27 protein-coding genes and 1 pseudogene are annotated in these 24,019 nt (G+C 70.4%); 14 read left to right on the top strand and 14 right to left on the bottom strand.

The features are described 5' to 3' along the window. Window positions 1-92: 92 nt before the first annotated feature. From AB0436_RS17415 to AB0436_RS17405, 3 genes and pseudogenes are all read right to left on the bottom strand, one after another. Window positions 93-231, bottom strand: a pseudogene (locus AB0436_RS17415) (IS1380 family transposase); the annotation flags it as partial. Between the two features lie 238 nt (window positions 232-469). Further along, on the bottom strand, window positions 470-955 hold the full coding sequence (locus AB0436_RS17410) for a hypothetical protein (RefSeq protein ID WP_366468720.1): 486 nt from the start codon (window positions 953-955) through the stop codon (window positions 470-472). Next, on the bottom strand, window positions 952-1,281 hold the full coding sequence (locus AB0436_RS17405; protein ID WP_366468719.1) for a ribbon-helix-helix protein, CopG family: 330 nt from the start codon (window positions 1,279-1,281) through the stop codon (window positions 952-954). Before AB0436_RS17405 ends, AB0436_RS17410 begins: the two co-directional genes overlap by 4 nt. Before the next feature lie 339 nt (window positions 1,282-1,620). On the opposite strand from AB0436_RS17405, the gene AB0436_RS17400 reads away from it, so the two are divergent. After that, entirely contained in the window at window positions 1,621-2,259 is a 639-nt protein-coding gene (locus AB0436_RS17400; RefSeq protein WP_366468718.1) for a hypothetical protein, read from the top strand. A 45-nt stretch (window positions 2,260-2,304) separates the two neighbouring features. Here the strand turns inward: AB0436_RS17400 and AB0436_RS17395 are convergent, their stop codons facing one another. Next, window positions 2,305-2,763, bottom strand: a complete 459-nt coding sequence (locus AB0436_RS17395) for an ATP-binding protein (RefSeq protein WP_366468717.1) — start codon at window positions 2,761-2,763, stop codon at window positions 2,305-2,307. Between the two features lie 161 nt (window positions 2,764-2,924). On the opposite strand from AB0436_RS17395, the gene AB0436_RS17390 reads away from it, so the two are divergent. Together AB0436_RS17390 and AB0436_RS17385 are read left to right on the top strand one after the other, a co-directional pair. After that, complete coding sequence (locus AB0436_RS17390; RefSeq protein ID WP_366468716.1) at window positions 2,925-3,797, top strand: helix-turn-helix transcriptional regulator; 873 nt, start codon at window positions 2,925-2,927, stop codon at window positions 3,795-3,797. Continuing rightward, a complete protein-coding gene (locus AB0436_RS17385; RefSeq protein WP_366468715.1) occupies window positions 3,794-3,979 on the top strand; it encodes a DUF397 domain-containing protein in 186 nt (61 codons plus the stop codon). The genes AB0436_RS17390 and AB0436_RS17385 overlap by 4 nt, the downstream gene beginning before the upstream one ends. A gap of 90 nt (window positions 3,980-4,069) precedes the next feature. Here AB0436_RS17385 and AB0436_RS17380 read toward each other — a convergent pair whose 3' ends face one another. Genes AB0436_RS17380 through AB0436_RS17370 form a run of 3 tightly spaced genes read right to left on the bottom strand, consistent with a single transcriptional unit; the run spans window position 4,070 to window position 6,884 of the window. Then, window positions 4,070-4,648, bottom strand: a complete 579-nt coding sequence (locus AB0436_RS17380) for a NifU family protein (RefSeq protein ID WP_366468714.1) — start codon at window positions 4,646-4,648, stop codon at window positions 4,070-4,072. Next, window positions 4,645-6,582: a ferrous iron transporter B gene (locus AB0436_RS17375; RefSeq protein WP_366468712.1), complete on the bottom strand. Its 1,938-nt coding sequence runs from the start codon at window positions 6,580-6,582 to the stop codon at window positions 4,645-4,647. The genes AB0436_RS17380 and AB0436_RS17375 overlap by 4 nt, the downstream gene beginning before the upstream one ends. After that, window positions 6,579-6,884 carry a FeoA family protein gene (locus AB0436_RS17370; protein WP_366468711.1) on the bottom strand — a complete coding sequence of 102 codons (306 nt, stop codon included), beginning with the start codon at window positions 6,882-6,884 and terminating at the stop codon, window positions 6,579-6,581. Before AB0436_RS17370 ends, AB0436_RS17375 begins: the two co-directional genes overlap by 4 nt. A 284-nt stretch (window positions 6,885-7,168) precedes the next feature. Between AB0436_RS17370 and AB0436_RS17365 the strand changes: the two genes are divergently transcribed. From AB0436_RS17365 to AB0436_RS17355, 3 genes are all read left to right on the top strand, one after another. Then, window positions 7,169-7,738, top strand: coding sequence for a TetR/AcrR family transcriptional regulator (locus tag AB0436_RS17365; protein ID WP_366468710.1), 570 nt, complete (start codon window positions 7,169-7,171; stop codon window positions 7,736-7,738). Between the two features lie 85 nt (window positions 7,739-7,823). Next, a complete protein-coding gene (locus AB0436_RS17360) occupies window positions 7,824-8,639 on the top strand; it encodes an oxidoreductase (protein ID WP_366468709.1) in 816 nt (271 codons plus the stop codon). A gap of 89 nt (window positions 8,640-8,728) precedes the next feature. Then, window positions 8,729-8,911, top strand: a complete 183-nt coding sequence (locus tag AB0436_RS17355; RefSeq protein WP_366468708.1) for a hypothetical protein — start codon at window positions 8,729-8,731, stop codon at window positions 8,909-8,911. 61 nt (window positions 8,912-8,972) lie between these two features. On the opposite strand, the gene AB0436_RS17350 is transcribed toward AB0436_RS17355, so the two are convergent. The 4 genes from AB0436_RS17350 to AB0436_RS17335 form a co-directional block, all read right to left on the bottom strand. Then, complete coding sequence (locus AB0436_RS17350) at window positions 8,973-9,386, bottom strand: DUF4190 domain-containing protein (protein WP_366468706.1); 414 nt, start codon at window positions 9,384-9,386, stop codon at window positions 8,973-8,975. 294 nt (window positions 9,387-9,680) lie between these two features. Beyond that, window positions 9,681-10,442 carry a MerR family transcriptional regulator gene (locus tag AB0436_RS17345; protein ID WP_366468747.1) on the bottom strand — a complete coding sequence of 254 codons (762 nt, stop codon included), beginning with the start codon at window positions 10,440-10,442 and terminating at the stop codon, window positions 9,681-9,683. 90 nt (window positions 10,443-10,532) lie between these two features. Next, window positions 10,533-10,748, bottom strand: a complete 216-nt coding sequence (locus AB0436_RS17340) for a 4-oxalocrotonate tautomerase family protein (RefSeq protein ID WP_366468705.1) — start codon at window positions 10,746-10,748, stop codon at window positions 10,533-10,535. 59 nt (window positions 10,749-10,807) lie between these two features. Further along, entirely contained in the window at window positions 10,808-11,590 is a 783-nt protein-coding gene (locus AB0436_RS17335) for an SDR family oxidoreductase (protein WP_366468704.1), read from the bottom strand. A 194-nt stretch (window positions 11,591-11,784) separates the two neighbouring features. Between AB0436_RS17335 and AB0436_RS17330 the strand changes: the two genes are divergently transcribed. The 3 genes from AB0436_RS17330 to AB0436_RS17320 all read left to right on the top strand — a co-directional run bounded on the left by AB0436_RS17330 (window position 11,785) and on the right by AB0436_RS17320 (window position 13,377). Further along, a complete protein-coding gene (locus AB0436_RS17330) occupies window positions 11,785-12,639 on the top strand; it encodes a helix-turn-helix transcriptional regulator (protein WP_366468703.1) in 855 nt (284 codons plus the stop codon). A 97-nt stretch (window positions 12,640-12,736) separates the two neighbouring features. After that, window positions 12,737-12,991, top strand: a complete 255-nt coding sequence (locus AB0436_RS17325; protein ID WP_366468702.1) for a type II toxin-antitoxin system prevent-host-death family antitoxin — start codon at window positions 12,737-12,739, stop codon at window positions 12,989-12,991. Beyond that, window positions 12,976-13,377 carry a PIN domain-containing protein gene (locus tag AB0436_RS17320; protein WP_366468701.1) on the top strand — a complete coding sequence of 134 codons (402 nt, stop codon included), beginning with the start codon at window positions 12,976-12,978 and terminating at the stop codon, window positions 13,375-13,377. The genes AB0436_RS17325 and AB0436_RS17320 overlap by 16 nt, the downstream gene beginning before the upstream one ends. Here the strand turns inward: AB0436_RS17320 and AB0436_RS17315 are convergent. The 3 genes from AB0436_RS17315 to AB0436_RS17305 all read right to left on the bottom strand — a co-directional run bounded on the left by AB0436_RS17315 (window position 13,359) and on the right by AB0436_RS17305 (window position 17,010). Next, window positions 13,359-14,159, bottom strand: a complete 801-nt coding sequence (locus tag AB0436_RS17315; RefSeq protein ID WP_366468700.1) for a copper homeostasis protein CutC — start codon at window positions 14,157-14,159, stop codon at window positions 13,359-13,361. The genes AB0436_RS17320 and AB0436_RS17315 overlap by 19 nt on opposite strands. Window positions 14,160-14,182: 23 nt before the next feature. Then, window positions 14,183-15,703 carry a M81 family metallopeptidase gene (locus AB0436_RS17310; RefSeq protein ID WP_366468699.1) on the bottom strand — a complete coding sequence of 507 codons (1,521 nt, stop codon included), beginning with the start codon at window positions 15,701-15,703 and terminating at the stop codon, window positions 14,183-14,185. A gap of 62 nt (window positions 15,704-15,765) precedes the next feature. Further along, window positions 15,766-17,010 carry an ROK family transcriptional regulator gene (locus AB0436_RS17305; protein ID WP_366468698.1) on the bottom strand — a complete coding sequence of 415 codons (1,245 nt, stop codon included), beginning with the start codon at window positions 17,008-17,010 and terminating at the stop codon, window positions 15,766-15,768. Between the two features lie 274 nt (window positions 17,011-17,284). Here AB0436_RS17305 and AB0436_RS17300 point away from each other — a divergent pair, with 274 nt between their 5' ends. Genes AB0436_RS17300 through AB0436_RS17280 form a run of 5 tightly spaced genes read left to right on the top strand, consistent with a single transcriptional unit; the run spans window position 17,285 to window position 23,747 of the window. Next, on the top strand, window positions 17,285-19,096 hold the full coding sequence (locus AB0436_RS17300; RefSeq protein WP_366468697.1) for a peptide ABC transporter substrate-binding protein: 1,812 nt from the start codon (window positions 17,285-17,287) through the stop codon (window positions 19,094-19,096). Window positions 19,097-19,145: 49 nt separating this feature from the next. Then, on the top strand, window positions 19,146-20,105 hold the full coding sequence (locus tag AB0436_RS17295) for an ABC transporter permease (protein ID WP_366468696.1): 960 nt from the start codon (window positions 19,146-19,148) through the stop codon (window positions 20,103-20,105). Next, a complete protein-coding gene (locus tag AB0436_RS17290) occupies window positions 20,102-21,013 on the top strand; it encodes an ABC transporter permease (RefSeq protein ID WP_366468695.1) in 912 nt (303 codons plus the stop codon). The genes AB0436_RS17295 and AB0436_RS17290 overlap by 4 nt, the downstream gene beginning before the upstream one ends. Continuing rightward, window positions 21,010-22,740 (top strand): ABC transporter ATP-binding protein, encoded by a 1,731-nt coding sequence (locus tag AB0436_RS17285; protein WP_366468694.1) that lies wholly within the window; start codon window positions 21,010-21,012, stop codon window positions 22,738-22,740. The genes AB0436_RS17290 and AB0436_RS17285 overlap by 4 nt, the downstream gene beginning before the upstream one ends. Beyond that, window positions 22,737-23,747 carry an ROK family protein gene (locus tag AB0436_RS17280; protein ID WP_366468693.1) on the top strand — a complete coding sequence of 337 codons (1,011 nt, stop codon included), beginning with the start codon at window positions 22,737-22,739 and terminating at the stop codon, window positions 23,745-23,747. The genes AB0436_RS17285 and AB0436_RS17280 overlap by 4 nt, the downstream gene beginning before the upstream one ends. Window positions 23,748-24,019: the final 272 nt, after the last annotated feature.

The raw sequence follows: 24,019 nt of genomic DNA, 5'->3' as shown, positions 1-24,019 counted from the left end.
GCGTCAACGTTCTGTGGGCCTTGATCCGTGACCGACGGTGCTATCAAGTCGCACCTCCAGTGACTATGACTGCTTGACAACAGCATTAGGAAGCGGGGCTCCCACCCTGCGGGTTTCGCCGGTCAGCGCGAGCATGGGCATCCAGGCCAGCAGGTCGAGGGCGATCTGGACGATCTTCAGCCAGAGCTGGTTCTGTGCGGTGTCGTGCAGGGGGAGATTGCGCAGGCCGGTCGAATTCCGTCCATGGGTAGTACCTGGCCGAGTCAACTCCTCCCTGCTGGTGGGCGGGCACCTCCCGTCGCCCCCCGGACGCCGAGTCTGTCCGTGGCCTGCCCCTGGTCACCGCCCTCGCCGACCGCTGGGGCGCGAGCCGTACCCGCCCGGCGGTAAGACGGTCTGGGCCGAATGCGCCTGCGAGGGCGCCCCGGCCCGGACAGCACAGCGGGCGAACCTGCGTGACCGTCGACCGTCAGACGGCAACCACATGCACGTCCGTCGGTGCGAGGACCGCAAGGTAGGCGTGGATGTCCCCCGGGTCGGTGGTGAAGATCACCGCGCTGCCGTGCCGGGCCGCTGCCAGGGCCACCCAGGCGTCCACCGCGTCCGGCCGCTTCTTCGCCGGCAGGGCCGCTCGCCCCAGAGCGGTGCCGATGCGCCGCCAGTCCGCGAGGTCCGGGCCCGTCGCACAGGCCAGACACTCCGGACGGCCCGCCTTCGTCTGCCGCATGGGCGGCTCGGACGTACGGGCCTGAGGGACCGCGCAGTCCTTCAGGACGCCGGACAGGGCGTGCACCAGCGCCGGCTGGGGGCGCCACACCTGGGCGAGGACCGGCCCGAGCACCAGCGCCCGGTGCGGCACCGTGCGCAGTCCCTCGTGGAGGGCCACCGCCTTCGCCTTGCGGTCGGCGAGTGCGATGAGCATGCCGGTGTCGTAGACCGGCACCCGCGCACTCACGCGGCCTGTCCCGGACGGCGGCCTTGCCGGTCCCGGCCATGGACGAGACCCAGGGCCTCCTCCACCTCGCGGCGTTCCTGCTCCGTCAGCTCCGCGGCCGGTTCCGGGGCGGGTTCTGCGGGGAGCTCGTCCGCTGCCCGCTCCGCCCGGGCGATGAGTGCGTCCACCTCGGCGAACTGTTCCTCTATGGCATCGCTCTCGGCCATCTGGCGCGTTGCGGCATGCACCAGGTACGCCGAGACATCCATGCCCGCCCGTTCTGCGTGCTGCCTGATGCGTTCGGCCTGGTCCTGCTCCAGGCTGATGGTGATGCGAGCCTTCGTCACGAAGACATCGTAATACGCGTATGACGACAGTGCGAGTGCGGTCGAGGCGGGCAACCGGGCAGCCTCCTCTCCGTGGTTCGGTCCACACCAAGGGGAGAACGGCGAATCCACCGTGGGCAGGTCGATGCGGTCCCGGTCCTTGCTCGGCAGCGTGTCCGCACTCCCTTGCTCGTACCGCGTGGGCGGCGGGGCAGCTCCGGCGCATGTTCGGCGCCCCATGGGGGACTCGCCACTTGTGGTGGCGTACGGAGCGGAGCCGCGGGTGCGCCTGCCCGTGTTGCGGGCAGGCCGGCTGACGCAGACGTTCGGCGCTTCGAGCGGGGACGAGCGGATGAGCGGATGAGCCGGATTCTCAGCGGAGCAAGACGACGTCCGCGGTTGCGTTTCGACGGCTGGATCGCCGGCATGGGCACCCCGTCCGGGACGCGCATCGTGCTCGGACACTGGGAACGGTCACCGTTCGGGCCGTTCAGCGATGTGATGCTCGAACGGGCCGACGGAGAACGGCTGTTGCTGGCCCCCACCCCGGAGACGGCGGACTTCATCCGCGGCACCTACGCGTTCGACACGGTGTGCCTCGTCCCGGTCGACGTGAGCGTCGCCGGCGGCACCTGGACCGTCACCGCGGGGCCACTCGATCTACGTTTCACCACCGGTCGGCGACGGCTTCTGGGATTCGTGCTGCATGCCGTTCCCGGCGCGCTCGCCCGCCGTCCGGCGTGGAGCGCGCTGACGGACCGGCCCGCCCGCCTGCTGCTGTCCGGTGTGCGAACTCGCGGCAGCGCGGGCGCCGGCCGTCGCGAGTGGTACGGCGCCCGGGACCTGCGGCCGGTCCGCGCGGTGTCGGGGAGCTTCCAGAGCATGGACCTGGGTGGGATGGCCCTCGTCGAACCGCCCGTGCGCTTCGGATTCGGTTCGGTGCCGAGAAAACCGGCCCTCACACGGGTTACGACGACGGTGGAGCTCAGCCCGGAGTGAGGACGCACCGTTGAGCAGGAAGCCAATGGACGGCTGGGTGACTCGTCAGCGCGGCAGGTCCAGCTCGGCGACGACCGTCTTGCCGAGGGGGACGCGGTCGAGTACGTCCCACCGGTCGGCGAGCGCCTCCACCAGGAGGAGGCCCCGGCCGGTCTCCGCAAGCAGTGGGAGCGTCGGGCGGTGCGTGCCGGGAGACGGTGGCCGGAGTTCGCCCCGCGTGTCGGAGACCTCGATCCGCAGTGTCCGGCCGAGGAGCTTGAGCGTGACCTCGAAGTCCCGGCCGGGAACCCGGCCGTGCGTGACGGCGTTCGCGCCGAGTTCGGCGACCAGCAGGGCGGCGGTGTCCGATGTCTCGGTGCCGTGCGGCAGCCCCCAGGCGTCCAGTTGGTGCAGAGCGAGGTGTCGGGCGAGGCGGGCACCGAGCGGGGTGGAGCTGAACCGCTGGGTGAACACACGTACGGTGAGCGGCGCTTGTCGGGTCGCAGGAGTTTCGGGTGCGGTCATGCGCCCAATGTGGCAACCGGACAGGTGCGTTCACCAGAGGTGACGTGCGTACGCTGTGTCAGCGTACGCACACCGTGGGTGGACGGTACGCATCACGATGCGTGACGATGGTCGGCGTCACGAGCGTGGCAGCGGAGCGGTTGTGCGGGAGGTGTCCGGCGGTGGCCTACGAGAACACGGACGGCGGCGGTACGGCGGCGGTTGGAGGAACCGGGGCCGAACCGGGAGTGTCGGACAGTCTGCGCACCTTCGGCGCGTTCGTCCAGGCCTTACGGGAACACGCGGGCCTGAGCCGCGAGGAGTTCGGCGGCCTGGTGCGCTTCTCGAAGCACACGGTCGCCTCGATCGAACAGGGTCGGCGCATGCCGGACCGCGACTTCGTGGAGCGCGCGGAGGCGGCTTTCGGGAACACGGGGGCACTGCGCAAGGCGGCGCCGCACCTGTCACGGCAGGCGGGTCTTGCGAGTTGGTTCCGGCAGTGGGCGCGGGTCGAGACGACGGCGATCAGCCTGTACACGTACGAGTGCCGGGTGGTGCCGGGCCTGTTGCAGACGGAGGCGTACGCGCGGGCGGTGTCGCTGAACGTGCCGCCGCTGCCCGATCCGGCGGAGCTGGAACAGCGGATCGCGGCGCGGCTGGCCCGTCAGGAACTGTTGTCGGTGTCGCGGAAGCCGCCGACGGCGTTCAGCTTCATCGTGGAGCAGGCGGTGCTGGAGCGGTATACGGGCGGGGAGGAGGTGACACGTGAACTCTTCAACCGGTTGCTGGGGTTGATCGAGCGGAACTGGAATGTGGAGTTCCAAGTGATGCCGACGCGGCAGCCGTCGCACGCGGGGCTGGACGGCCCGATGCAGTTGGCCGAGGCGCCCGAGAACCGGTGGTTCGGATACTCGGAGGGTCAGAAGAACGGGCGGCTGATCGCTGACCCGAAGGAGATCAGCGTCCTCCAACAGCGGTATGCGAAACTGCGCTCGCAGGCCCTGACTCCCGACGACTCCGTGGGCCTGCTGAAGCGAATGCGAGGAGCGCTATGAGCACGTCCGATCTGGCCTGGTTCAAGAGCAGTTACAGCGGCTCCGAGGGGGACAGCTGCGTCGAGGTGGCGACGGAGACGACAGCGATCCACGTCCGGGACTCCAAGGACCGGCAGAGCCCCGAACTCACCCTCTCCCCCGCCGCGTGGGACGACTTCGTCTCCTACGCCGCCCGGGCCTGACCCCGCGCCAGACGCGGGCGGCGGGCTCGACGGTCGGCCGGCCCTCAGCAAACGGGAAGACCCCTGGACGAGCCCAGGAACCCGCGGCGGTCACGCGCTGCGCCGGCCCAGGGTGAGCCAGGTGCGCCGTGCCGTCCTGCCGGGCTGCTCCGTGGCCCGTAGCTCGACCAGGTCGGGGAACCGAGCACGCAGTTCCGACTCGAGGCGGGAGTCCAGGGTGTACCCGGCAGCCGGACAGTGCGAGCAGGTGCCCGCCATCCGCACCTCCGCGCGCCGGTCGTGGGCGGACACGATCGTCACTTCGCCGCCATGGGAGCGGATGTAGTCACCGACGGATCCGTCCAGGACGTCCTGCAGTGCGGCGCGCAGCATGTCGTCCTCGGTGACCACGCCGGCCGGCCGCCACCGCCGGGGGTGCTGCAGTGCCGCGCTGAGCGCGTCGCGCACCCGCGCTCCCGTGCCGGACCAGCTCCGGCCGTCGGCGAGCCGGATCACCACGGCCTGGGTCTCCACCTCGATGGAGGCGACGTCTTCGGAGCGGAGCATCTTCCCGAGCTCGTCCGGTGCGTCGACGATCTCTCCGACGACCGGCAGCGTGCCGGCCGGGATCACCCAGCGGACGGTCTGCGGGTCGGCCGTGGCCTCGGGGTGCATGGGGATGACGCTCATGCCAGCGCCCCCACGACGGTGTGCGTCAGGAAGGACATGGTCCAGGCCAGTACGAACATGTAGCCGAAGGCGACCGCGGGCCATCTCCACGAGCCGGTCTCACGGCGCATGGTCCCGATGGTCGACATGCACTGCAGCGCGTAGAGGAAGAAGACCATCAAGGCGGCCGTCGTGGCCGGAGTGAAGAGCTTCTCTCCCTTGTGCGGCCCGTCCGTGTAGGTCATGTGTGTCAGGGCCTTGGTCGGCTCGTCGGGGTTCTGGGCGGCAGCGACCTGGCCGAGGGTGGCGACGAACACCTCGCGGGCGGACAGCGACCCGAGCACGCCGATGTTGATCTGCCAGTCGAAGCCAAGGGGTTCGAAGACGGGTTCGATGGCGTGACCGATGTCGGCGGCGAAGCTGTGGTTGACCGTATAGGCGGAGACCGCGGTCCGGGCGGCCGGATCGACCCCGGCGGAGCGCAGTTGCGCGTCGCTGTGCATGGGCAGGCTGAGCAGCAGCCACAGCCCGACGGTGACGAGCAGGATGATCCGGCCGACCTTCTGCAGGAAGCCCTTGCAGGCGCTCCAGATGGCGTCGGCCACCGACCGCGGCCGCGGCAGCCGATAGGACGGCATCTCCATGTAGAACGGCAGCGCCGGACCGCCCCGGCTGCTGAACCGTTTGAAGACCCAGGCCGTCACCATGGCCGAGAGCGCACCGACGAGGTACAGGGCGAACATGACGACGCCCTGGGCGCCGAGGGGACCGACCCGTGTGTCGGGGCTCACCAGCAGGCCGATCAGCAGCACGTAGACCGGCAGGCGCGCCGAACAGGTCATCAGCGGCGCGCCCATCATGGTCGCGAAGCGGTCCCTGGCCGACGGGAGGGAGCGGGTGGCCATGATGCCCGGGATGGCGCAGGCGAGGGAGGAGAGCAGGGCGACGAACGCCCGGCCCTCCAGCCCGGCCTTGGACATGAGCCGGTCCATCAGGAATGCCGCGCGGGAGAGGTAGCCGCTGCCTTCCAGCAGCGAGATCATGAGGAACAGCAGGGCGATCTGCGGCAGGAAGACCATCACGCCGCCCACGCCGCCGATCAGGGCGTTGCCGAGGAAGCCGGCGAGCAACGTGTTCGAGACGTGCTCGGTGACCAGCGTGCCGAGCCAGTCGAAGACGCTCTGCACCGCGTCCTGCAGCGGTGCCGCGACGGTGAAGATGATCTGGAAGAACGCGAACATGGTCGCGAAGAAGATGAGCGTGCCCCACAGCGGGTGCAGCAGCACGGCATCGATGCGCCGCGTGCGGCGGTCGGCCTCGGGCACCTCGTAGCCCGCGCTCTGCAGCAGCGACTCCACCCAGGCCCGCCGCTGCGAGGGGTCGGTGGGCGGCGGGACGACCGGCCGCTCCCATGCGTCCTGGCCGCGCAGCATGGACTGCAACTGCGCCAGTTCGTTGTGTGACCCGCTCGTCACCCCGACGACCGGCACACCCAGCGCACGGCGGAGGGCCGCGGTGTCGAGTGTGCCGCCGCGACGGGCCAGCTCGTCGCGGAAGGTGAGCACCACGCAGATCGGCAGGCCGGTCTGCATGACCTGGGCGAGCAGTCCGAGGGAACGGCGCAGCGTCGTCGCGTCGATGGTGACGAGGATGCCGTCGGGTGTGCCGAGGTCCGGGTTGCCCGGATCGAGCACATCAGCGACGACCTGCTCGTCGGGGCTGATCGGGTCGAGACTGTAGGTGCCGGGCAGGTCCTCGATGACCACCTCGTGCCCGTCGGAACGCGCCACCCCCTCATAGCGTGCGACGGTCACACCGGGGTAGTTACCGGTCTTGGTCCGCAGGCCGGTCAGGGCGTTGAACAGTGTGCTCTTGCCCGAGTTCGGGCTGCCGACCAGAGCCAGCCGGGTCTCACCGGTGACCGTCTGGGCCACCGGACCGCAGTGCGAGCTCATGCGGTGCGCCGTATCCGGATGCCGGCGGTCTGCGCTTTGCGCAGCGCCATCTCGTACTCCGCGACCCGGAGGATGACAGGGTCGCCGAGCGGCGCCTTCCGCAGCACGGTGACCTCGGCGCCGGGGGTGAACCCCAGGTCGAACAGTCGTCGCGCGGTGCTCGGCTCGACCGACTCGTCGATGTCGATCACCTGGCCACTCATCCCGGGCCGGAGGTCGGCCAGCCGCGCGACCCCCGCCGAATCCGTCGGCACGGACGGATCGCTCTGACGCGCGCCCAACTGCACTGAGACCATCGACATCCTCAACCCCGGGATCGTCTTCGTAGATTAGGGCAGGCTAACCTTTTATCCCGGTAGCGACAATATCGCCCCCTCCCGGCGCTGGATCGGGCAGGACCCTGCCCGGTGGGGCAGAGCTTGAGTCCAGGCCGTCAGACGGCGACCACGTGCACGTCCGTCGGTGCGAGGACTGTCAGGCAGGCGTGGATGTCCGCGGGGTCGGTGGTGAAGATCACGGCGCTGCTGTTGACGATGCGTGGAAACCGATCGGTTTTATTTCGCCCCGTTCCGGCTAACCTCGCAGTATGACCACCGAAGTGAAGCCAAGTTCCCGAGAGCGGCTGCTGGAGGCGGCGGCCACGCTCACCTACCGAGACGGTGTCGGCATCGGCGTCGAGGCGCTGTGCAAGGCGGCGGGAGTGTCGAAGCGTTCGCTGTACCAGCTGTTCGAGAGCAAGGACGAACTGCTGGCGGCAAGCCTGAAGGAGCGCACCTCCGCCTTCGTGGCCGGGCTCCTGCCCGCGACGGGCGATGGCCGTTCGCCTCGCGAACGGATCCTGCACGTCTTCGAGCAGGTGGAGTCGCAGGCGGGCGCCCCCGAGTTCCGCGGCTGCCCGTACCTGGCCGTGCAGATCGAGCTCAAGGATCAGAGCCACCCTGCGAGTCGGGTGGCCCACCAGGCCAAGGCGAAACTGACGGCCTTTTTCCGTTCCGAGGCCGAACAGGGTGGCGCGAGCGATCCCGACCTGCTGGCCCGGCAGCTCAGCCTGGTCTTCGACGGCGCCAGCGCCCGCGCGGGGATCCGGGCCGACAGCCTGACCGGGCTCATCACACCCACTGTCGTCACCCTGCTCGATGCGGCAGACGTGCGCTGACGCACCCCCCACCCTTGCGGAGGGAAACCGATCGGTTTACGGTGAGTGGAAACCGATCAGTTTCTCAATGAGCTGGGGATTCCTCATGACGACAAATCAGCCGGTGGCACTCGTGACGGGTGCGTCCTCCGGCATCGGGAAGGAAGCCGCGCTCGCACTGGTCGCAGCGGGTTTCGATGTGGTCGGCACAAGCCGCGACGCCGCGCGCGTCACCCCGCTCGGCAGTGTGACGCTCCTCGACCTCGACGTGGCCAGTGACCCTTCGGTCACCACCGCGGTCCAGCAGGTGATCGAGCGGTTCGGGCGGATCGACGTCCTGGTCAACAACGCCGGTGTCGGCTCGATGGGTGCGGCCGAGGAAACCTCCATCGCGCAGGCCCAGGGCGTCTTCGACACCAACGTCTTCGGGGTCATGCGCATGGTGAAGGCGGTCTTGCCGCACATGCGCGCTCAGGGCCGCGGACGCATCATCAACATCTCGTCCGTGGTCGGGCTCATCCCCTCGCCCTACATGGCCGTCTACGCCGCCTCCAAGCATGCGATCGAGGGCTACTCCGAGTCCCTGGACCACGAGATCCGTGAGCACGGCGTCCGAGCGCTTCTGGTCGAACCCGCCTACACCAGCACCGGATTCGAGGCCAACAGCGCGAAGCCCGACACGCCCCTGCAGGTCTACGCGAAGCAACGGCACACCTTCGACCGCCTGATGGTGCAGGCGATCAGGGACGGCGACCCCCCCGCCGTCGTCGCCAAGGTGATCGTCGCGGCGGCGACCGACGCGAAGCCGAAGCTGCGCTACACCGCCGGCCCCGTGGCCGGACGCGCGAGCGCACTGCGCCGCGTCGTTCCCGCCCGGGCCTTCGACAAGCAGATCCGCAAGCTCAACCAGCTGACCGGCTGACACCCGCCCGCACCCCAGCACCCGCGGTCGCGCCACTGAGCGCGGCGGCCACGACGCATGGACCAGTCGCCCTGGACGCCGGTGCCACGGTGTTCCACGCCCCGGACGTCACCGACCAGCCGATCAGCCCCGAACGACGCCTCGTGCCGCTCGCAGAGCTGCGGCGCCCTCTGCTGCCGCCCAGGATCGGCCGCCCCAGCGTGGCCGCGCTCATGCTGGACGAGGCGGAGACAGGCCGCCACGGTGGCGGAATCGTCGTACCACTCGGCTGAGCGCGGAGTGCGCTGTGAGCGACCGGGCCGTAGAAGTTCGCCTATGGGGCGCGCATTGTGCTCAGTTGCCCAGCTGATGGTTGAAGTCGCGTGCGCACTGGTCCTTTTCGGACTGGGAGTCGGCGTGATGTACGCAGTCCGAATAGCTCTTGAAGGAGTCGGAGTTCAGGATGGAGATTCCCGCGATCAGGATGCCGGCGCCGCCGAGGATCCCCAGTACGGACAGCACTGTTCCCGTGATCGCCATGCCACGTCTGGGGGCTTTGCCGGCGCTTGCCCTGCGGATACCGAAGATTCCGAGGACCAGGCCGATCACACCGAGGAGAATGCCGCCGATGACGGTCCAGAAGAAGACTACGGCCAGGATCCCGAGCACAAGTGCGGCTACAGCGAGGCCGTTGCTGCTGCGTACGGCTGTCCGGCCGGGCTGCCAGTCGTTCGATTCGTGCGAAGGGTAATGGTCCGGCGTTGTCATGTGATCACATCCAATCCAAGGTATGACTTCGGACCGCCAGTGATGCGTGGCGCCTGTCGACCGTGTATCCCCACCCCGGCCACTCATGTCGGCTTGCAGCGCGTGGAGTTGCGCGGCCGGGCAGCGGGGATGTGACGGACCTGCGGGCATGCGCAGGGGTGGCATGTCGCGGCCGCCGTGCGGGCCCGTGAGCCGGTTTCGGGGCTCACGGGCCATGGTCGACCTGTGCGAGGACGGCAGGGCCCGCCACCGCCAGGAGCCCGCGGCCCCCGGCGCCGTGGGCCCCCGAACAGCTCAGCTCAGCCGGGCGTCGGCGTACACGGCCATCGCTTCGCACTGGTAGGCGGCCAGGCCGTCGGCGATTCTGTCGTAATTGGAGCGGAACTGCGGGTCGTCGACGTAGGTCCGGCCCAGTCCCTTGTACGCGCACGCGTTCGGGGTCCAGAAACGGCAGACACTCCGGTAGTGGACGTCCATCTCGGCCTGCACCGCGGGATCGGCGACCGGTGTGCCGGCCACCATGAACTCCGCCAGGCGGATCATCTGCGCCGTCACCTCGCGCTGCCACCGGTCCTGGTCATCGGCGGTCATCGTCTCCGCGACCCGCTGGGACTGCTCCCACTGCTCCGGCCACCGCTCGCGCGCCTCGGCCTCGGCGGGCGACGGGTCGAATCCCTCGAACAGGTTCTCCGGCCTGTTGATCTGCACCATGGTGTTGTCGACCTTGCCTTCCGTCAGTTCGGCGATGGTCCGCCCGACGGTGCGGGCCAGCGTCTCCAGCCGGTCCCGCTCCCCCAGCAGCCGCCTCCGGTGTTCGCGCAGCACGGCCACCTGATCGACCTGGTTGTCCAGAACCTCCCGGATCTCGCGCAGCCCCAGGGCCAGCTCCCTCATCAGCAGGATCTGCTGCAGCCGCAGCAGATCGGCCTGCTCGTAGTAGCGGTGGCCGTTGCTTCCGATCCGGGCAGGCGGCAGCAGACCGATCGCGTCGTAATGCCGCAGCGTCCGGGATGTCACCCCGGACATCCGGGCCACATCCGCGATCGACCAGGCCATCGCCGTGCCTCCCATCACCGGGCCGGTCCGTCCGGCCACACGTACGACCGTAGAAGTTGACGCAGCGGCAACCGCAAGCCGTCGGCGCTCTCACCTCTCGGGCGGCTCCTGAAGCATGGCGAGGGTGAGGACATTGCCGCCGATGCCCCAGCCGCCGTCGGTGACCTCCTCGACCAGGACCATGGTGTTGGCGCGGGCCCGTTCGCCGTAGATCTCGACGTACAGTTCGGTGGCGCGGGTGACGAGCTGTTGCTTCTGCTTCTCGTCGAGGGATCCGGCGGGGACCTTGAAGTTCGCGAACGGCATCTGACGCTTCTTTCGTGGTGTGGGTAACCGGAGTCGGCTGCGGCGAGCGCGTCGTCCGGTCAGACGATGCCGCCGTTGGCGCGGACGACCTGGCCGTTGACCCAGTGGCCGGCCGGGGAGGCGAGGAAGGCGGCCACCTCGGCGATGTCGGCCGGGGTACCGAGGCGTTCCAGCGGGGCCTGCGCGGCCAGGCGGGCTATGGTCGCCTCGTCCTTGCCGTCGAAGAACAGGTCGGTGGCCGTGGGGCCGGGGGCGACGGCGTTGACGGTGATGTCACGGCCGCGCAGTTCGCGGGCGAGGACCATCGTGAGCGCCTCAACGGCGCCCTTGCTGGCGCTGTAGGCGCCGTAACCGGGGAAGGCCAGACCGACCACCGACGTGGAGAACGTGATCACCGCCCCGCCGTTGCGGAGTTTCCGGGCGGCCTGCTGGGCGACGACGAAAGTGCCGCGGATGTTGGTGCGGTGGATGGCGTCCAGTTCCGCCAGGTCCAGGTCAGTGATCGGGGACAGATGCATCCGGCCGGCCGCGTGGACGACGACGTCGACGCCGCCGAACTCGGACCCGGCGGTGTCGAACAGCTCGGCCATCTGCTGCTCGTCGGCGACGTCCGCCTGGACGGCGACTGCCCGGCCACCGGCGTCGGTGGCGTCCTTGGCCGCGGCCTCGGCCAGTTCGCGGTTGCCTGCGTAGCCGACCACGACGGCGTAGCCGTCGGTGGCCAGCCGGCGCACCGTCTCGCGGCCGATACCGCGCGAACCGCCGGTGACGATGGCGACGCGGGGCCGGTCGGTGTCGTGCTCGGAAGCGGCACGGCTCTTCGGGGTTCCTTGGGAAGACATGGCGACTCCTGTCGGATGATGCTGGATCAGGGAAGCCCCGATGGGGGGGTCGTGGCACCGGGCGACGGCGCTGCGTCGTGGTGCCCGGCTTGTGTGTCCAGCCTGGGCCGCTGCCCCCACATCAACCAGGGCTGTCCCCACCCTGGGGTTGGCACCCCCTGGCTCGGGCCCCCGGCGCGAGGGACGATGGGGACGTGAACCACTCGGAGCTCGCCGCATACCTCAAGTCCCGGCGTGACCGGATCCGCCCGGCCGACGTCGGCCTGCCCACCGGTCCGCGGCGCCGGGTGGCCGGGTTGCGGCGCGAGGAGGTCGCCCAGCTGGCCGGTCTTTCGGCCGATTACTACACCGAGCTGGAACGCGGTCGCGGCGCCCAGCCGTCGGCCCAGGTGGTGGCGTCCCTCGCCCGGGCACTTCGCTTGAACGGCGATGAGCGCGACCATCTGTTCCACCTCGCCGACCGTCCGCTCCCCCCGGCAGCGGACGGCCCGGCCGGGCACGTGCAGCCGGCCCTGCTCGGCCTGCTGGACCAGCTCACCAGCACCCCCGCCCAGGTCATCACCGATCTGCACGAAGTCCTCGTCCAGAACCGTCTGGCCGTCGCCCTCATCGGCCCTCCGCCCGCCGTGCGCGGGCCTGAGGCGAGCTTCGTCCACCGCTGGTTCACCGACCCCGGGTCCCGCACGCTGTATCCGTCCGAGGACCACGACCACCACTCCCGGGTATTCGTCGCCGACCTGCAGGCCGTCGCCGCCCGGCGCGGCCGCGACCCCGAGGTCCAGGAGATGGTGACCGTGCTACGACGCCGCAACGAGGAATTCGCCGCCCTCTGGGAGACCCGCGATGTCGCTCTGCGGCGGGCCGACCACAAACGCATCGTGCACCCCGCGCTGGGCGTCATCGAGCTGGACTGCACCTCCATGTTCAGCGAGGACGGACGCCAGCGCCTGCTCTGGTTCAGCGCCCGGCCCGGCACCGAGGGCGCCGCCCAACTGGAGCTTCTCTCCGTGATCGGCACGCAGGACATGACCGCCGGCGCGGATCGGTGACCGGCCGGGCGCTCTCCAGCAGCTCGGGCACCAGGACCTGGCGGCTCGTCCCGTCCAGACCTGGCCATGAGCAGTGGAAATCAGATACTCTGATTCCATGAAGACGATGACGGCGACAGATGTGTCGAGAAACTTCGCCTCCGCCCTGGACCGCGCGGAGCACGGTGAGACCATCGTGATCACTCGTGCGGGCCGTCGGCTGGCCGTCCTCGGTCCGGCATCGGCTGGGAACGGTGCGGCGCTCAAGGAGTTCCTCGCCGACCACAGGCCCGACCGCGATTTCGCCGAGGACATCTCCTCGGTCCGCACCCTGCTGGGCGACGAGGTGAGCGCCCAGTGGCCCGACGCCTGATCCTGGACACCGGCGCCCTCATCCGCGCGGAACGCGGCGCGGCGGATCTCGCGTCCCTCCTGCAGGGTGATGACGACGTCTGTCTCGCCGCGGTCACCGTGGCGGAGCTCCAGTTCGGTGTGGAACTGGCAGACGGAGTCAACCGGACCCGGCGGCAGGAGTTCGTCGACGGCGTGCTTGCTCTCATTCCGGTTGAGGACTACACCAGCGACACCGCTCGCATCCACGCTCGTCTCCTCGCCCACGTGCGCCGGTCAGGAAGGCCTCGAGGCGCGCATGACCTGATCATCGCGGCGACGGCTGCCGCCACAGCGCGCACCATCGTCACCACCGACGCCGAGGCAGCCTTCGACAACCTGCCCGGCGTTCACGCCGTCGTCCTGTAGCCGGGGCCGTTCCGGGCGGTGTGCGCCGCGCGCACCAGCTCGGGGTCGGTGAGGTAGTGCGTCGCGGAGTCGGTGACACCCAGGGCGAGGCCACGGCCGCGCGGGCCGGTCGGGGCCGGGGACTTGGCGGAGAGGTGGACGGCGGCGACGCCGGTGGCTGCGGCCAGACCGGGTATGTCGGCGGGCCGGACGCCTGCCCCGGCCATCACCTGGATGTCCGGTGCGGCGGACACCATGGCGGCGATGACCGCCGTACCCGCGACAGCGGTGGCCGCGCCGCCCGAGGTGAGGATCCGGTCGAGTCCCAGCGCGGGAACCTCGGCGGCCGTGGCGGCCGGGTCGGCGGTCTGGTCGATCGCCCGGTGCAGGGTGACCTCCACCGGGCGGCCCGCCGCCGCGCCCGTCTCCCGGGCGGCGTCGGTGAACTGCCTGATCGCCTCGGTGTCGAGCGTCCCGGAGGCCGTCAGCGCGCCGATCACCACGCCGGCCGCGCCCGAGCGGATCGCCGAGCGCACCTCGGCGCTCATCAGGGCGATCTCCTCGGCGTCGTAGACGAAGTCGCCCGGCCGGCACCGCACCAGTACGTGTACCGGCAAACCCGCCGACACGGCGCTTTCCACCAGCGCCGCCGAGGGGGTGATGCCGCCCAGCTCCAGGGCCGAGCAGAGTTCCACCCGGTCGGCGCCGCCGTCCCTGGCGGTACGCGCTCCGGCGGCCGAGGTCACCGCGATCTCCAGGGCGAGCCGGTCGCTCGCGACGGGGCCGCCCACAAGCCCGTCCACAGGCCCGTCCCCAGCGCGGCCGCTCATTCGGCGTTTCCGGTGAGCGGGCGGTCGCTGGGGTCGATCAGACGGGCGGCCAGGTCCGGGTCGGTCATGTCGGGGTCGAAGGGGAACATCGGGCGGTGGATGCGGCTGTGTCCCAGCCTGACCAGGTCCTGATCGACGCCGCCGGGGGTGAGAGCCATCTTCCAGTCGGCGGACATGTCGAAGAGTTCCGGCTCCAGGTAGCCGATCTTGACGACGACCAGGTCGGCGCCGCGCGGGTCGAGGCCGAGCCCGGTGAAGTCCTGCTCGTGGTGGTAGGGCTTGCGCAGCTTGGTGAGGATCGCGTACACACTGCCGACCCTGAGCACCACCTCGGTCTCCGCGTCCCGGTCGCCGTGGCGTATCGCGTGCACCTCGCCGGTCAGGTTGAGCGGGCCGGCGTGCCGGTCGTCGACCTCGGCGCCCGCCGTGACGGTGACGGTCGCGCCGACGCCCACCCCTACGGCCGCCGCGACGGCGGCAGGCCCCGGCACCGAGGCGTAGATGACGGTCGGGCCCTCCGGCGCCCGGAACTCGGGCCGGTCCAGCAGGTAGCCGAGGCCCCAGGTGACATCGCCCGCGCCGCCCGCCGTCGGGTTGTCGCCGGTGTCGCTGATGAAGTAGGGGCGTGCCTTCGACGCGAGCGCGCCGTCCACGCACTCGGCCATGGTGCCGGTGGGCGCGACAAAGGCGAAGTCGCGCCTGGCCTGCCAGAAGCCGCGTGCCAGCCGCTCGGCACCGGTCGTGACCGCCGCCTCGTCCGTACCGGTGACGACCACCGTGGCGCGGTTGCGCGGTTCGTCGGCCCACGCGTAACCGACCCAGATCGCGGCGTCGATGACGCCGTCGGTGCCCTCCACCTCGGCCACCGCCGCGTACACGCTCTTCGCCGGCTCGATGCGGGTGGACGTCTGCTCGCCGGCCAGCAGCACCGGGACCGGAACCCAGGCCTTGACCGGCCGGGGCGCGCCGCTGACCAGCAGCTCCACCAGGTTGCGGGCGGCCCGTTCCTTGGTCTCCAGGTGGTCCTCGTGCGGGGCCATCCGGTAGCAGGTGATCAGGTCGGTGCCGTGGACCAGTTCGCGGGAGACGTTGCCGTGCAGGTCCATGGAGGTGGAGACGATGACGTCGGGGCCGATCACGTCGCGGATGTCGGCCAGCAGCTTCGCCTCGGCGTCGTCGACACCCTCCACGGTCATGGCGCCGTGGATGTCGAACCAGAGGCCGTCGAGCTGCTCCATGGCGGCGAGCCGTTCCAGCAGCTCACCGGAGAGCTCGGCGAACGCCTCGGCGGTGACCATGCCGCCCGGCAGCGACTTGCCGACCAGCGCGCCCTGCCAGTGGGCCGCCTCGGCCAGCGCCCGGCCCGGGGCGAGGAACGGATAGCGGTTGAGGACCTCCTCGCCACGCTGCGGATGGAAGGCCGCGGCCCCGGTCCGGGCCGGGGAGAAGGTCGACGATTCGATGCCGAGTCCCGCGATGGCGATGACGGGGCGGGCGACGGCGGTGCGCTGCGGCATGGTTCTCCAGGGGTGTACGGAGCCGGGCGGCCGGCTCGGGTGGGCGACTCGGGCGGGAGACTTCAGGCGCCGGGGGGCAGCGGCGGCCCGGCGGGCGGGGGCGGGACCGGTTCGGCGGCGTCCGGCTCCGCGGTGAGCGACGTCAGCGCTTGGTTGAAGGCGCGCTGGAGGGCGGACTGGCCGGCGCCCACGAGCCCCGCGTCGGCGCCGAGCCGGGCTCGTTCGATGGTCAGGTGCTCGGTGACCAGCGGGTGACAGCCCTCGTAGAGCCTGCTGCGCACGGCGGCGACGAAGGGTTCCAGGGTGGAGAGGATGCCGCCGAGGTACACGGCGGACGGGTTGAAGAAGTTGACGTTCGCGGCGAGCACCTCGCCCAGGTATCTGCCGGCCGTGCGCACCGCGCGGGTCGCCTCCGGGTCGGCGTCCGAGGTGAGGCGGACGACGTCCTCGGTGGAACGCACGTCGGCGCCGCGTTCCCGCAGGATGCGCACGAGCGCGGCGCCGGAGGCGACAGTCTCCAGGCAGCCGGTGTTGCCGCAGGAGCAGGGGGTGTCCCCGGCCGCGTCGATCCGGACGTGGGTGATGTCGCCGGCCACCCCGGTCGCGCCCCGGTAGAGCTTGCCGTCGACGATGACTCCGGCGCCGATCGCCGATCCGGTCTTCACCATGATCGACTGCCGGACCTCGGGCGGTCGTACGGTGTGCTCGCCGACCGCCATGCAGTTCGCGTCGTTGTCGACGGCGGCCGGCACCGCGAAGCGCTCCCGGAGCCAGTCACCGACCGGGAACCTGTTCCACCCCGGCATCCGGGACGGCAGGGTCACCATCCCGGCCTCGGTGTCGACCGGCCCCGGCAGCGCGATGCCCACTCCGCGCAGCCGCTGGGGGCCACGCCGCCGGACCAGTTCCTCCAGGGTTTCCGCCAGCCGGGACAGGGTGGGTTCCGGGCCGTCGGAGATGGCGAACGGCACCGTCGAGACGTCCGCGAGGCCCCCGCCGGGCAGGACGATCCCCACCCGCGCGTGGTGGGCGCCGAGGTCCGCGGCGACCGCGAACTCGTCCCGGCCGCCGACCACGAGGATCTTGCGGGGCCGCCCACCGGAGGAGGAGCGGGTACCACGTTCGGCCAGGAGTCCGCGGCTCAGCAGTTGGCCGACCGTCAACGAGATGGTCGACGGGGCGGCCCCCAGCAACTGCGCCAGCTCGGCACGCGACGTCGCCTGCCCGGACGCGATGACGGCGAGGATCCGGGCGGCGAGGGGGGAGGAACCCCGTGAAACATTTCGCCCGGTACTTATTTCATTCATGCACTAACTATCGTCGGCGGATGTGTGGCACCGACCCTACGCCCGTCCCGCTGTCCCGTGAACGCCGATAGCGGATGGGGGGAGACGCGGAATGCAGAAGAGGCTTTACTCATAAGGGAGTTGAGCGCAAGTAAAGCCCGCCAAGACCCTTCCCGGGGAAACCGCGCGAGACTTTTTCCAATATCAGCGTAACCAAATATTGACATTACTTTGTTTGTTTTTTCGACCCCGGAGGTCGTTGACTACTCCCGTCCCCATCCTCAAGGAGTCATTCATGTTGCGTGCTCGCACCGCGCCCCGGCGCCGCTGGGCTCTGGTCGCGGGAGCCGTCGCCTCAGCGAGCGCGCTGCTCGCGGGGTGTACCGGATCGACCGGTTCGTCGTCTGCCTCGACCCACTCCATCAACTACGCGCTGCCGGCCAATTTCATGCCCAACTGGATTCTTCCGCTGGGCACCGCCGCGCACCTCAACACCAACAACGGCTCCATCATCTCCACCCTCTGGGAGCCACTGGTCTCCTACGACGGCTCCACCGGAACCATCGGCTGGAACAAGGACGCGTCCGTAGCCACCGGCGCCGACTTCGCCAAGGACGGCAAGAGCGTCGAAATCACCCTCGGCGACCGGCACTGGAGCGACGGCAAGCCCATCACCTCCCGTGACGTGGAATTCTGGTACAACGTCGTCACGGCCGAAAAGGACAAGTGGGCCAGCTACAGCCCCGGCCAGGCGCCGGACAACTGGACCTCGTTCAAGACGGTGGACGACCACCACTTCACCCTCACGTTCGACAAGGCGTACAACGCCCAGTGGATGCTGGCCAACGAACTGAGCCTGATCAAACCGCTGCCGCAACACGTGTGGGACAAGACCAGCGCCGCCGGGAAGATCTCCGACGCCGACCGCAGCACTGCCGGGGCCAAGCAGGTCTGGACGTTCCTCAACTCCGCGGCGAAGAAGATCGGCCGTTACCAGAGCGACCCGCTGTGGAAGACGGTGAGCGGCCCGTACACCATCAAGACCTTCTCCACCTCGGGCAAGGTGACGCTCGTCGCCAACAAGAAGTACGACGGCGGTGGGAAGGCCCACATCAAGACGGTGAACCTGCTGCCCTTCACCACCACCGACGCGGAGAAGAACGCGCTGCGTGCCGGTCAGGTCGACTACGGCTACATCGACTCGACGGACCTCGGCCAGAAGAAGTCCTTCACCTCCATCGGCTACGACGTCAAGCCGTGGGCCGGCTGGGCCGTCACCTACATGCCGTACAACTTCTCCAATCCCGCCATGGGCCCGGTCTTCCGCCAGCTCTACGCCCGGCAGGCGATACAGATGTCGGTCGACCAGGACATCCTGTCCAAGGTGATCTACGACGGCACCGCCGTCCCGACCTACGGACCGGTCCCGCAGGGCCAGCCCTCCGACTTCCTCTCGAAGCAGCAGAAGCACAACCCGTACCCCTTCTCCAACAGCAAGGCCAAGGCCCTGCTGACCAGCCACGGCTGGCAGGAGAAGAACGGCGTCATGGTGTGCACGCGGCCCGGCAGTGGTTCCGACGCGTGCGGCGCGGGTGTCGCCAAGGGCACCAAGTTCCGGATGCGGGTGCTCGCGCAGTCCGGTTCGACCGTCACCGACAACCTGATGAGCGCGCTCCAGTCGTCGTTCGGCGATTCGGGCATCGACTTCTCGATCAAGACCGCTCCGGTCAACTCGGTGCTCTCGCAGACCCCGCAGTGCACCCCGGGGCAGGCCCGCTGCTCATGGCAGCTGTCCTTCTTCGGCACCGCGGGCAGCTGGTACTTTCCGGCCTTCCCGACCGGTGACGCGCTCTTCCGCACCAAGGGCGGATCGAACTTCGGCAATTACTCCGACCCGGCCGTCGACGAACTCGTCACCGCCACCACCACCTCCAGCGACCCCAGGGCCGTCCAGAAGTACAGCGCAGCGCTCGCCAAGCAACTGCCGGTGATCTGGCTGCCGGAACCCGACTACCAGATATCGGTGCTCAGGGACGGCCTCGGCGGGTTCACCCAGGACTCTCTCGCCAACTTCCACCCGGCCCAATGGAAATGGCTCAAAAAGTGAGTTCCGTCGGAATCCTCGCGCCCCACCTGACCCGAACCGACGGGAAACCATGCCTACCTTTCTCTATCTGATCAGGCGCTTCCTCCAGGCCGTCGTCGTCGTCCTCATCGTGACCGTGGTCGTCTTCGGCCTGCTCCACGCGCTGCCGGGAGGCCCCGCACGGGGCATCCTCGGGCCGCAGGCCACGGCGCAGCAGATCGCCCAGTTCAACCACGAACAGGGCCTCGACACGCCACTGCCCGTGCAGTACTTCCACTACCTCGGTCAACTGCTCCGCGGCGACCTGGGCGTCTCCTACACCCTCAACGAACCGGTCTCCCAGCTCATCGTGGAGCGGCTGCCGAAGACCCTGCTGCTCACCGTGCTGTCCGCGGTCGTCGCACTGGTCCTCGCCATCCCGCTGGGCATGTGGCAGGCGGTCCGGCGCAACCGGCCTGCCGACTACGTCATCACCACGCTCAGCTTCATCGCCTACTCCACCCCCGTGTACTTCCTCGGTCTGGTCCTGGTGCTGCTGTTCAGCCAGGTGCTGCCCTGGCTGCCGCCGCAGGCACCGCAGGGCCAGACACTCGCGCAGGTCTTCTCCGACCCGGCCGCGCTCATCCTCCCGGTCGTGTCGGGCGCTGCGTCCATGGTCGCGGTGTTCAGCCGCTACATGCGGGCGGCGACCCTGGAGAACCTCTCCGAGGACTACGTGCGCACCGCGCGGGCGGGCGGCTCCCGGCAGGGCGCGATCCTGCGGCGGCACGTCTTCCGCAACTCCCTCACCCCGGTCGTCGCCATGCTCGGCTACTACGTGCCGGTGCTCTTCGGAGGCGCGCTCATCGTCGAGCAGCTCTTCAACTACCCGGGCATGGGACTGCTGTTCTGGACCGCGGCGCAATCCTCCGACTACCCGGTGCTGCTCGGCTGCGTACTGGTCATCTCGATCGCGACCGTGGCCGGCACGTTCCTGGCCGACATCGTCCAGCGGATCATCGATCCCCGAGTGAAGGCAGGTCGGGCATGAGCGCCGTACTGCAACCGGGTCAGACGCCCGGCCCCGAGACGGCCCGGGCCGCCGCGCCGGCCGCCGCCACCGGATTCCGCCTCGTCGCGCGCCGGTTCGCCCGGAACCGGCTCGCGGTGGTCGGGCTCGCCGTGGTCGTCTTCTTCTTCCTGTTCTGCTTCGTGGGTCCGCTGGTCTACCGCACCGACCAGACCCACACCGTCCTGACCCAGGTGAACCTCGCCCCCGGCACGGCCCATCTGCTGGGCACCGACGCGATCGGCCACGACGAACTGGGCCGCCTGATGTACGGCGGCAAGGTCTCCCTGCTGGTCGGGCTCGCGGCCGGTGTCCTGGCGACCAGCATCGGGACCCTGTGGGGCGCCGCCGCGGGGTATGCGGGCGGCTGGATCGACGCCGTCATGATGCGGGTCGTCGACGCCGGCATCGCGATTCCCGCGCTCTTCATCCTGCTGGTCGTCTCGGCCATCTGGACCCCGGGCGTCGGCGGCCTGGTGATCATCCTCGGTCTGGTCTCCTGGCTGGTGCCCTCCCGGCTGGTCAGAGCCGAGACGCTGACCTTGAAGAGCCGCGACTACATCCTGACCCTGCGCGCCATCGGCGGCAGCCACACCCGGGCCATCGGCCGGCACATCCTGCCGAACTCGGTGTCCACCGTCGTGGTCGCCGCCACCTTCCAGGTGGCCGACGCGATCCTCCTGGTGGCGTACGTGTCCTACCTCGGACTCGGCATCCAGCCACCGGCCACCGACTGGGGCGGCATGCTCTCCTCGGGACTGACCGCCGCCTATGCGGGGCGCTGGTGGCTGATCGTGCCACCGGGCCTCGCCGTGATCCTCGTCGTGTGCGCGTTCAACGCGATCGGTGACGGGCTCAGGGACGCTTTCGACGTAAGGGGGCGCGGATGACCACCGCCGACCACTCCACCGCCAACCGGGCCGCGCCGCTCCTCGAACTGGAGGACCTCGCCGTCACCTTCACCACCGAGAGCGGCGAGGTGCCCGCCGTGCGGGGCGTCTCCCTGCACGTGGCGCCGGGCGAGACACTCGCCCTGGTCGGCGAGTCGGGCTCGGGCAAGTCCACGGTGGCGCTGGCCGCGATGGGCCTGCTGCCCGGCAATGCCCGGGCCACCGGACGGGCGGCGCTGACCGGCACCGACGTCGTCGCCGCCACCGAAGCCGAACTCGCGGCGGTACGCGGCCGGACCGTGTCCATGGTCTTCCAGGAACCTGCCACCGCCCTGGACCCGCTCACCCGGATCGGCGCCCAGATCAGCGAGGTCATCCGCAACCACCGGCCGGTCGGCAAGCAGGACGCGGCCCGCGCGGCCGTCGAACTGCTCCGCAAGGTCGGCATCCCGGACCCGGAACAGCGGGCTTCCGCCTACCCCTTCGAGCTGTCCGGAGGTCAGCGGCAGCGGGTGGTCATCGCCATGGCGATCGCCAACGGGCCCGGCCTGCTCATCGCCGACGAACCCACCACCGCACTCGACGTCACCGTGCAGGCCGAGATCCTCGACCTGCTGCGCCGGCTGGCCACCGAAACCGGCACCGGAGTGCTGCTGGTCACCCACAACATGGGTGTCGTCGCCGACTTCGCCGACCGGGTCGCGGTCATGCGGCACGGCGAGATCGTGGAGACCGGCTCCGTGCAGGACGTGCTCCTGCGGCCCGGTCACGAGTACACCAAGCGGCTGCTCGCCGCCGTGCCCCGCCTCGTCACCACCGCCGAACGCCCGGCCGGCCCCGGCGAGCCCGCTCTGCCGGCCGACTCCCCCGCCGCCGGGCAGCCGGTGGTGGAACTCGACGACGTCTGTGTCACCTTCGGACGCGGGAAGCAGGCCGTGTTCGCGCTGCGGGGCGTGTCCTTCGCCGTGCACGCGGGAGAGACCGTCGGCCTGGTCGGCGAGTCGGGCTCCGGCAAGTCGACGGCGGCCCGAGCCGCCCTCGGCCTCGTCCGGGCCGCCTCGGGCAGCGTCTCGCTCTTCGGCTCCGACCTCCGCAAGAGCAGGGGGCGCGCCGAGCGCGCCCTGCGGTCGGGCATCGGCGTGATCCTGCAGGACCCGGTGGCCTCGCTGGACGCCCGGATGAGCGTCGGCCAATGCGTCGCGGAGCCGCTGCGGATCCACCGCGGCGACCTGTCGGCACGCGGACGCGACGACCGGGTCGCGGAGATCCTGGAACGCGTGCGGCTGCCGCGCGCCCTCGCCGACCGGGCCCCGCGCGAACTCTCCGGCGGACAGCGCCAACGGGTCAGCCTGGCCAGAGCCCTGGTCCTGGAGCCCCGGCTGCTGGTCGCCGACGAACCCACCAGCGCCCTCGATGTCAGTGTGCAGGAAGCAGTACTCGAAGTGATCACCGAACTCCAGGACGAACTGGGCTTCGCCTGCCTCTTCGTCTCCCACGACCTCGCCGTCGTGCAGCACTTCGCCCAGCGGGTCGTCGTGATGCGGGCCGGCCGGATCGAGGAACAGGGCCGCACCGAGCTGACTCTGCTGCACCCCGAGACCGACTACACCCGGCGACTGCTCGCCGCCGTGCCGGTGCCCGATCCGGTGCTGCAACGCAGACGGCGTACCGAGCGGCAGGCCGCCCTCGCCGCCGGATCACTCGCGGGATCGGAGGAGACCGCGTGACGGCCACCGCGCGTGACGGCGGGGCCGGGGTGGTGGCCGGCATCGACATCGGCGGCACCACCACCCAGGTCCTGCTCTGCTCCCCCGAACTGACCGTGCTCGCCCGCGCGGAGGTGCCCACCCCGGCCGCCGAGGGCGGCCGGGCCATGGTCGGCGCCGCGCTCGCCGCGCTCCACGGCCTGCTGGCCCGCACCCCGCACCGGCCGGCCGGCGTCGGCATCGGTGCGGCAGGCATCGTCGACTCGCACACCGGCCACATCCTGGTGGCCAGCGACTCCTTCCGCGGCTGGGCCGGCTATGCGGTGACCGACGCCATCGAGGCGGCACTCGGGATACCGGCCTTCCTCGACAACGACGTCAACGCCTTCCTGCGCGGCGAGGCGTCCCCGCGGGGAGCGATCGCCGGCGAGTCCCACGCCCTCGGCATCACCCTGGGTACCGGCGTCGGCGGCGCCCTGTGGATCGACGGCGAGGTGTACGACGGGCCGCACGGCGCCGCCGGCGAGATCGGACACATTCCCGGCTTCGGCGACCTGCCCTGCTCCTGCGGCGGTCGCGGCCACCTGGAGACGCTCGCCGCCGGACGGGCCATCGCCGCCCGCTACCGGGAACGCGCCGACCCGGCGGCAGGCCCCACCACCGCCCGGGACGTGCTGCTCGCCGCGGACGACGGTGATCAGGACGCCCGGGCGGTCTTCCGCACCGCCGGGACGGCCATCGCCCGGGCGATCCTCATCACGGCCGGCCTCATCGACGTGACGACCGTCGTCATCGGCGGCGGTGTCTCCCGCGCCTGGTCCCACCTGGAACCGGCGATCCGCACCGCCCTCACCGACGAACCCCCGGTCAGCGGCCGCCCGGTCCACCTGGTCCGCGCCTCCCTCGGCGACGACGCCGTCGCCCTGGGCGCGGCGGCCCGGGCGCGCAGCGAACTGAACGCGTCAGCCGGCCCGGCGGTACCGGACTGCCCCAGCGGCGTGGGGGCTCGGGGGCGCCTCAGCGCGTGACGCACCGCGCGTCGGGCGGCCCCTCCTGGCCGGACCGGACGTCCGTATGCCACGGTGGAGACCGGCCGACAACCCCCCCAGGAAGGAGCACGGACATGTCCTCGAAGCGCCGCCGCAAGAAGAAGGCACGCCGCAAGAACGGGGCGAATCACGGGCGGCGTCCCCAGACCTGAAGGGGACCCCTGCCGCACACCGGCGGGCTCCCGGTACGCCGCGCGGAACGCGCGCAAGCCGCGGGCCCGTCGGTGCGTTCCGGCTGTGCGGCCCCTTCG

The organism is Streptomyces sp. NPDC051322 (assembly GCF_040689485.1).
Taxonomy (GTDB): domain Bacteria; phylum Actinomycetota; class Actinomycetes; order Streptomycetales; family Streptomycetaceae; genus Streptomyces.
This window is presented reverse-complemented; position numbering and strand designations above follow the sequence as displayed.

What these genes read in the sequence shown, in the direction of transcription:
- AB0436_RS17350 (WP_366468706.1), bottom strand. Translation starts at nt 9,386, where the DNA reads ATGACAACGCCGGACCATTACCCTTCGCACGAATCGAACGACTGGCAG.
- AB0436_RS17385 (WP_366468715.1), top strand. Translation starts at nt 3,794, where the DNA reads ATGAGCACGTCCGATCTGGCCTGGTTCAAGAGCAGTTACAGCGGCTCC.
- AB0436_RS17360 (WP_366468709.1), top strand. Translation starts at nt 7,824, where the DNA reads ATGACGACAAATCAGCCGGTGGCACTCGTGACGGGTGCGTCCTCCGGC.
- AB0436_RS17395 (WP_366468717.1), bottom strand. Translation starts at nt 2,763, where the DNA reads ATGACCGCACCCGAAACTCCTGCGACCCGACAAGCGCCGCTCACCGTA.
- AB0436_RS17400 (WP_366468718.1), top strand. Translation starts at nt 1,621, where the DNA reads ATGAGCCGGATTCTCAGCGGAGCAAGACGACGTCCGCGGTTGCGTTTC.
- AB0436_RS17340 (WP_366468705.1), bottom strand. Translation starts at nt 10,748, where the DNA reads ATGCCGTTCGCGAACTTCAAGGTCCCCGCCGGATCCCTCGACGAGAAG.
- AB0436_RS17295 (WP_366468696.1), top strand. Translation starts at nt 19,146, where the DNA reads ATGCCTACCTTTCTCTATCTGATCAGGCGCTTCCTCCAGGCCGTCGTC.
- AB0436_RS17290 (WP_366468695.1), top strand. Translation starts at nt 20,102, where the DNA reads ATGAGCGCCGTACTGCAACCGGGTCAGACGCCCGGCCCCGAGACGGCC.
- AB0436_RS17300 (WP_366468697.1), top strand. Translation starts at nt 17,285, where the DNA reads ATGTTGCGTGCTCGCACCGCGCCCCGGCGCCGCTGGGCTCTGGTCGCG.
- AB0436_RS17325 (WP_366468702.1), top strand. Translation starts at nt 12,737, where the DNA reads ATGAAGACGATGACGGCGACAGATGTGTCGAGAAACTTCGCCTCCGCC.
- AB0436_RS17310 (WP_366468699.1), bottom strand. Translation starts at nt 15,703, where the DNA reads ATGCCGCAGCGCACCGCCGTCGCCCGCCCCGTCATCGCCATCGCGGGA.
- AB0436_RS17365 (WP_366468710.1), top strand. Translation starts at nt 7,169, where the DNA reads ATGACCACCGAAGTGAAGCCAAGTTCCCGAGAGCGGCTGCTGGAGGCG.
- AB0436_RS17285 (WP_366468694.1), top strand. Translation starts at nt 21,010, where the DNA reads ATGACCACCGCCGACCACTCCACCGCCAACCGGGCCGCGCCGCTCCTC.
- AB0436_RS17370 (WP_366468711.1), bottom strand. Translation starts at nt 6,884, where the DNA reads ATGTCGATGGTCTCAGTGCAGTTGGGCGCGCGTCAGAGCGATCCGTCC.
- AB0436_RS17305 (WP_366468698.1), bottom strand. Translation starts at nt 17,010, where the DNA reads ATGAATGAAATAAGTACCGGGCGAAATGTTTCACGGGGTTCCTCCCCC.
- AB0436_RS17380 (WP_366468714.1), bottom strand. Translation starts at nt 4,648, where the DNA reads ATGAGCGTCATCCCCATGCACCCCGAGGCCACGGCCGACCCGCAGACC.
- AB0436_RS17375 (WP_366468712.1), bottom strand. Translation starts at nt 6,582, where the DNA reads ATGAGCTCGCACTGCGGTCCGGTGGCCCAGACGGTCACCGGTGAGACC.
- AB0436_RS17345 (WP_366468747.1), bottom strand. Translation starts at nt 10,442, where the DNA reads ATGGCCTGGTCGATCGCGGATGTGGCCCGGATGTCCGGGGTGACATCC.
- AB0436_RS17335 (WP_366468704.1), bottom strand. Translation starts at nt 11,590, where the DNA reads ATGTCTTCCCAAGGAACCCCGAAGAGCCGTGCCGCTTCCGAGCACGAC.